The sequence below is a fragment of the Pseudarthrobacter sp. CC12 genome (assembly GCF_039907755.1).
GTDB classification, from domain to species: Bacteria; Actinomycetota; Actinomycetes; order Actinomycetales; family Micrococcaceae; genus Arthrobacter; species Arthrobacter niigatensis.
In genome coordinates this window covers 1-2338 of sequence record NZ_JARDJH010000076.1, presented here as the reverse complement: position 1 = coordinate 2338, position 2338 = coordinate 1, and the positions used below count along the sequence as shown (strand labels likewise).

At 66.2% G+C, this 2338-nt stretch carries 5 protein-coding genes and 1 pseudogene; all 6 read left to right on the top strand.

Features of this window, described 5'->3' with window-relative positions; genetic code table 11:
* Positions 1 to 543, top strand: a 543-nt coding sequence (locus PV772_RS22870; protein WP_347887683.1) for a sulfite exporter TauE/SafE family protein, incomplete at its 5' end; no start/stop codon positions are given.
* Positions 544 to 569: 26 nt separating this feature from the next.
* A complete protein-coding gene (locus PV772_RS22865) occupies positions 570 to 911 on the top strand; it encodes a rhodanese-like domain-containing protein (RefSeq protein ID WP_347887682.1) in 342 nt (113 codons plus the stop codon).
* A gap of 52 nt (positions 912 to 963) precedes the next feature.
* Positions 964 to 1260, top strand: a complete 297-nt coding sequence (locus tag PV772_RS22860; protein WP_347887681.1) for a rhodanese-like domain-containing protein — start codon at positions 964 to 966, stop codon at positions 1258 to 1260.
* A 48-nt stretch (positions 1261 to 1308) separates the two neighbouring features.
* Positions 1309 to 1671 (top strand): thioredoxin family protein, encoded by a 363-nt coding sequence (locus PV772_RS22855; protein WP_347887680.1) that lies wholly within the window; start codon positions 1309 to 1311, stop codon positions 1669 to 1671.
* A gap of 4 nt (positions 1672 to 1675) precedes the next feature.
* On the top strand, positions 1676 to 2149 hold the full coding sequence (locus PV772_RS22850) for a rhodanese-like domain-containing protein (RefSeq protein ID WP_347887679.1): 474 nt from the start codon (positions 1676 to 1678) through the stop codon (positions 2147 to 2149).
* 13 nt (positions 2150 to 2162) lie between these two features.
* Positions 2163 to 2338, top strand: a pseudogene (locus PV772_RS22845) (MBL fold metallo-hydrolase); the annotation flags it as partial.

The following is a 2338-nucleotide window of genomic DNA, read 5'->3' as shown; positions in this document are numbered from 1 at the left end:
GTCGGGGCCGCCGGTATCCCGGCGGCCTGGGGCGGCGCGGCAGTGGGCAAGCTGCTGGATCCGAACATCCTGATGCTGGCATTCGCCGTGATCATGGTGGCCGCGGGTATCCGGATGCTCAGCAAGCCCCGCGAGAGCGAAGGGTCATGCAGCACCGGGCCGCACCGGGCCTTCCGCTCCTGCGCTCCAAAGGCCGTGGGCGTTGGACTGCTGGTCGGGTTCCTTACCGGACTGCTTGGCGTGGGCGGCGGCTTCCTCATTACCCCCGCACTGACCATCTTCCTGGGCCTGCGCATGAAACAGGCCGTCGGAACATCCCTGGCAATCATCGTGATCAACTCCGCCGCTGGGTTCAGCGCCCACGCGGCCGGCTACACCATCGACTGGGCCACCACCCTGGCGTTCGCCATCCCGGCCATCGTGGGATCCATCGTTGCCGCCCGGCTTGCCCGCCACCTGCACGACAAGCACATCCGTATCTCGTTCGCGGTCCTCATCTTCGCCGTCGCGGCGTGGGTCACCGCCAGCACCGTCACCGCCTAGCCCAACCCACCCGAAGGAGAACCACCATGGGACTGATCGATTCCCTCAAGAAGGCCTTCAGCAAGCCCTACAAGACAATCTCCGTAGCGCAGGCCAAGGACCTCCTGGGTTCCGGAGCCACGCTCATCGACGTCAGGTCAGCCCAGGAATGGCGGACCGGCCGGGCACCGCAAGCCAAGCACGTCCCCCTTGACAGACTGCAGACCAGCACCGCCGGCATCCAAAAAACCCGTCCCGTAATCGCCGTCTGCGCCTCCGGAGTCCGCTCAGCCTCGGCAGCGCGACTCCTCGCCGCCAAGGGCTACGACGCCTACTCGGTGCGAGGCGGCATGGCCGCCTGGCGCCAGGCCGGCGAAACCGTCCGCTAGCCAAGCACCACTTCCACACACCCAGCCAAAACCACTTCGAAGGAGAACCCCCATGGCTGAAATCACCATCACCGAAACCGACCAGCGCCGCAACGCCGCCAGGATCCTCGACGTCCGCGAGGACTTCGAGGTCGCCGAGGGCATGATCCCCGGCGCCCTGCACATCCCCATGGGCCAACTGCAGGCCCGCCTGGGCGAGCTGGACCCGGCCGTCCCCGTGATCGCCGTATGCCGCAGCGGCAACCGCAGCGCCGCCGTCGCCGATGCCCTCAACGGCGCCGGCTACAAAGCGGACACCATGGCCGGCGGCATGACCGCCTGGACCCGCGCCGGACTTCCCACCACCTAGGCCCCCGCCGCAGGGCACCCACCCCCGCCCGAAAGGACACGACAGATCATGGCAACCATCGACATCACCAACCAATCCTTCGCCCAGACCCTGGAGGACAACGACATCGTCTTCGTCGACTTCTGGGCAGCCTGGTGCGGCCCCTGCCGCATGTTCGCCCCCACCTACGGCGCCGCCGCCGAACGGCACCCGGACATCACCTTTGCCAAGGTGGACACCGAAGCGGAACCGGCCCTTGCCGCAGCGGCGAGCATCACCTCCATCCCCACCCTGATGGCCTTCAAGGACAAGACCCTGGTCTTCTCCCATCCCGGGGCCCTCAACGCCGCCGGCCTCGAGGAAGTCATCCAGGCCGTGAAGAACCTGGACATGGACACACTCCGCGCCGAGGCCGGACACCAGCACGCCTGACACCATGACGGGCCAGCACGCGTTCCGCACTGTCATCGCAGACGAACTCGCCACGGTGTGGCCCCGCGCCACAGTGGTGGACGTCCGGAGCCGGGAAGAGCATGCCACCGCGCATGTACCGGGGAGCTTGAACATTCCCCTGGATGAACTGCCCTCCCGGCTCGCCGACCTGCCCAACACAACGCTCTACCTGTTGTGCGGGTCGGGAAAGCGGAGCAGCCAGGCCCGCGCGGATCCTCATGGACCGCGGATACGCCACGGTCAACGTGGCCGGCGGGATCACCGAGTGGTACCGGGCAGGCCACCCCGTCACCTATCAACAAGCCCCGAAAAAACCGACCCGGACGGCCGGGCCATGCCCCGGCAGGTCTGCGCCGGCTTTTCCGCAGGAAATACGACAAGGCAACCCGCTTGCAGGATACCCCCAGTGGTATTTATACTGGATTCAGAACAACCTTCCAATCCCCTTTCACAATGAAGGAGAGCACCAGATGCTTATCGAGCGTATTTACGATGAAGACCTCGCCCAGGCCAGCTACCTGATCGGCTGCCAGGCCAACGGCACCGCCGTTGTTGTTGACGGCCGCCGGGACATCGCGGTCTACCAGGAGCTGGCTGAGAAGAACGGCATGAAGATCGTGGCCGTCACCGAAACCCACATCCACGC

Coding starts and splice junctions, on each gene's coding strand:
- PV772_RS22865 (WP_347887682.1), top strand. CDS start 570: ATGGGACTGATCGATTCCCTCAAGAAGGCCTTCAGCAAGCCCTACAAG.
- PV772_RS22860 (WP_347887681.1), top strand. CDS start 964: ATGGCTGAAATCACCATCACCGAAACCGACCAGCGCCGCAACGCCGCC.
- PV772_RS22855 (WP_347887680.1), top strand. CDS start 1,309: ATGGCAACCATCGACATCACCAACCAATCCTTCGCCCAGACCCTGGAG.
- PV772_RS22850 (WP_347887679.1), top strand. CDS start 1,676: ATGACGGGCCAGCACGCGTTCCGCACTGTCATCGCAGACGAACTCGCC.